This is a genomic window from Pseudolysinimonas sp., from assembly GCF_031389465.1.
Classification (GTDB): Bacteria; Actinomycetota; Actinomycetes; order Actinomycetales; family Microbacteriaceae; genus Pseudolysinimonas_A.
Genome location: NZ_JANMSQ010000055.1, coordinates 1 through 2,247 on the forward strand (window position 1 = coordinate 1; position 2,247 = coordinate 2,247).

Sequence of the window (2,247 nt, forward strand, 5' to 3'; positions counted from 1 at the left end):
GTTGCGCGCGACTCCAGAACAAGGCCAAAGAATCCGCTCGGGCCCGCCTCCGCAAGCGCGATTTCGGCGGAGGACAACGAGTACCGATCGGCAGTTCGGAGCGTTCCGAGGACAACTGACCGTCGGGCGCGTTGACTTACCGAGTATCCGCGAAGGTCATGGACGCCAGCGCCCGACGCACCGCATCGACGTCCTCTTGCGGCGTCTCCGGGAAGTACAGCCCGATGAGCACAGCGATCGCGCCGTCCACGTCGACCGCCCACACTTCCTCGACCTGGCCCTTGCCCTGGCTCCACCGACCCGGATCCTCGCCCTTTACACCGAGTAGGGCGAACTTGTCATCGTCGCAGGCCGGGAACACGTCGCCCTCGGCCGTCACGTCCTCGGCCATCTTGAGAATAATCTTCTGGCCTGCACGTCCATCAACCGTCACCCGCTCGGGCCTGGACACCACCCGCCGGGTCTGCTTCACGAGCTGCTCGACGAGGGCTGCCGCGGTGGTCGCGTCCGCGTTGGGCTTGCTTGTCGACCACCGGCACGCGTCGCCGTACGCGAAGTACTCCCGATCGTTGAAGGCGATGATCCCCGCACCAGCGGGTCCGTCGCAGGTCGCTCCGCAGACGTAACCGCCGCGAGGATCGCCCGCCCAGCCCTGCGGCAGCGTGATGCTGACTTCGACGCCAGTGCCGATGTCCTTCGTGATTGGGTGCTGCTCCACTGGGGGCTCGGCATTCGGCTGGTCTCGCGGCTCGGTCTGCCCGCACGCCGCGACGATGACCAGCGTCGCTACTGCCAGCGTCAGGACAACCTTATGCCGCTCTCCACGCTGCATTACCCACCTCCATTCGGCCTCGTCACACTACCGAAGTGATGGGGTCAGGAATCCCACGACACCCCGCGCACGTCGTCGGTGATGCTCGCCGAGTGCTCGGACCAACACGAGCGCATATTGCCCGGTCCGGAGCGCGAGCGCAAGCCCAATCTGGAGCGAAGAACAACTAGTGCCGATCGGCAGCTACTAGGGGCTGTCCAGTGTTGCCGAGACCTCGAAGCAGTCGAAGCAGAGTACACGACTTTCAGGCGAGCATCGGAAGGATCGAATCCTCCCGACGGCAAGGCGTCGAGGTGTGCTGAGAACGTATTTCGTCACCGCAAGCCGCGCATGTGGTGGCACGAGGCTCCCGAAGCCGAATTGTCGCTTGCTACCATCCGCGCCGTGAGCGAACCGGACCCACTCCTCGATCACGCCGTGCGCAACGCCGCCTTTTGGGACGAGGTCAACGCGCCACGCTACGCCGAGCCCGGCCGTCGGGCCTGGGCAGCCGACGAGATCAGCTGGGGCATCTTCGGCGTTCCGGAGTCAGGGCTCGGGGCATTGCCGGGAAACGTCGACGGGCTCGACATCATCGAGCTGGGCTGCGGATCCGCTTACTTCTCGTCATGGCTTGCTCGGCGCGGCGCTCGCGTCACCGGCGTCGACATCTCCGGAGAGCAGCTGAAAACGGCGCTAACCCTCCAGAACCAGCACGATCTCCACTTCCCCCTCATCCAAGGCAACGCCGAGTCGGTGCCGCTGCCAGACGCAAGCTTCGACCTGGCGATCAGCGAGTACGGTGCAAGCATCTGGGCGGACCCGTACCGGTGGATCCCGGAGGCGTCGCGATTGTTGCGCCCCGGCGGCGAACTCGTCTTCCTCGTGAACGGCACGCTTTGGGTCCTCACCGTGCCGCAAACCGATACCGAGGGGCCGGCTGCAGATCGGCTGCTGCGCCCGTACTTCGGGATGCATCGCTTCGAATGGTCGGCCGAGTCCGGCGTCGAGTTCCATCTCGGCTATGGCGACTGGATCCGGCTGCTACGTGCAAACGAGTTCGACGTCGTCGACCTCATCGAGGTGCAGGCGCCAGAGGGGGCGAGCAGCGGCTCGTATGGGCTCGTGAACCACGCCTGGGCGCGCAAATACCCGGCCGAGCAGATCTGGCGTGCGAAGAAACGGGGTGACGAGTCGCGGATCGAGGCCTCCGCCACGAGCGCATAATGCCCGCTCCGCGCTCGTTCTGTCGAGCGCGGAGCGGACATTTCTTGTTAGCGGGATGCGCCGGCGATGAAGGTGGACACGATGTAGGTGGCGTGCCGGAGGATCGACACCGGCTGCGCACCGCAAAGGACCGCGCGGTCTTGCAGGATGAGCCTGAACAAATGCGACGCGAACAACGACATCTGCGGCGCGAAGCGGCACGACAAGGC

The 2,247-nt window shown here is 65.4% G+C and carries 2 protein-coding genes; one reads left to right on the forward strand and one right to left on the reverse strand.

Features of this window, described 5'->3' with window-relative positions:
- Positions 1-136 precede the first annotated feature (136 nt).
- Positions 137-832, reverse strand: coding sequence for a hypothetical protein (locus tag RMO30_RS02145; RefSeq protein WP_309708899.1), 696 nt, complete (start codon positions 830-832; stop codon positions 137-139).
- An 81-nt stretch (positions 833-913) separates the two neighbouring features.
- Here RMO30_RS02145 and RMO30_RS02150 point away from each other — a divergent pair, with 81 nt between their 5' ends.
- Positions 914-2,038, forward strand: a complete 1,125-nt coding sequence (locus RMO30_RS02150; protein ID WP_309708902.1) for a class I SAM-dependent methyltransferase — start codon at positions 914-916, stop codon at positions 2,036-2,038.
- Positions 2,039-2,247 lie beyond the last annotated feature (209 nt).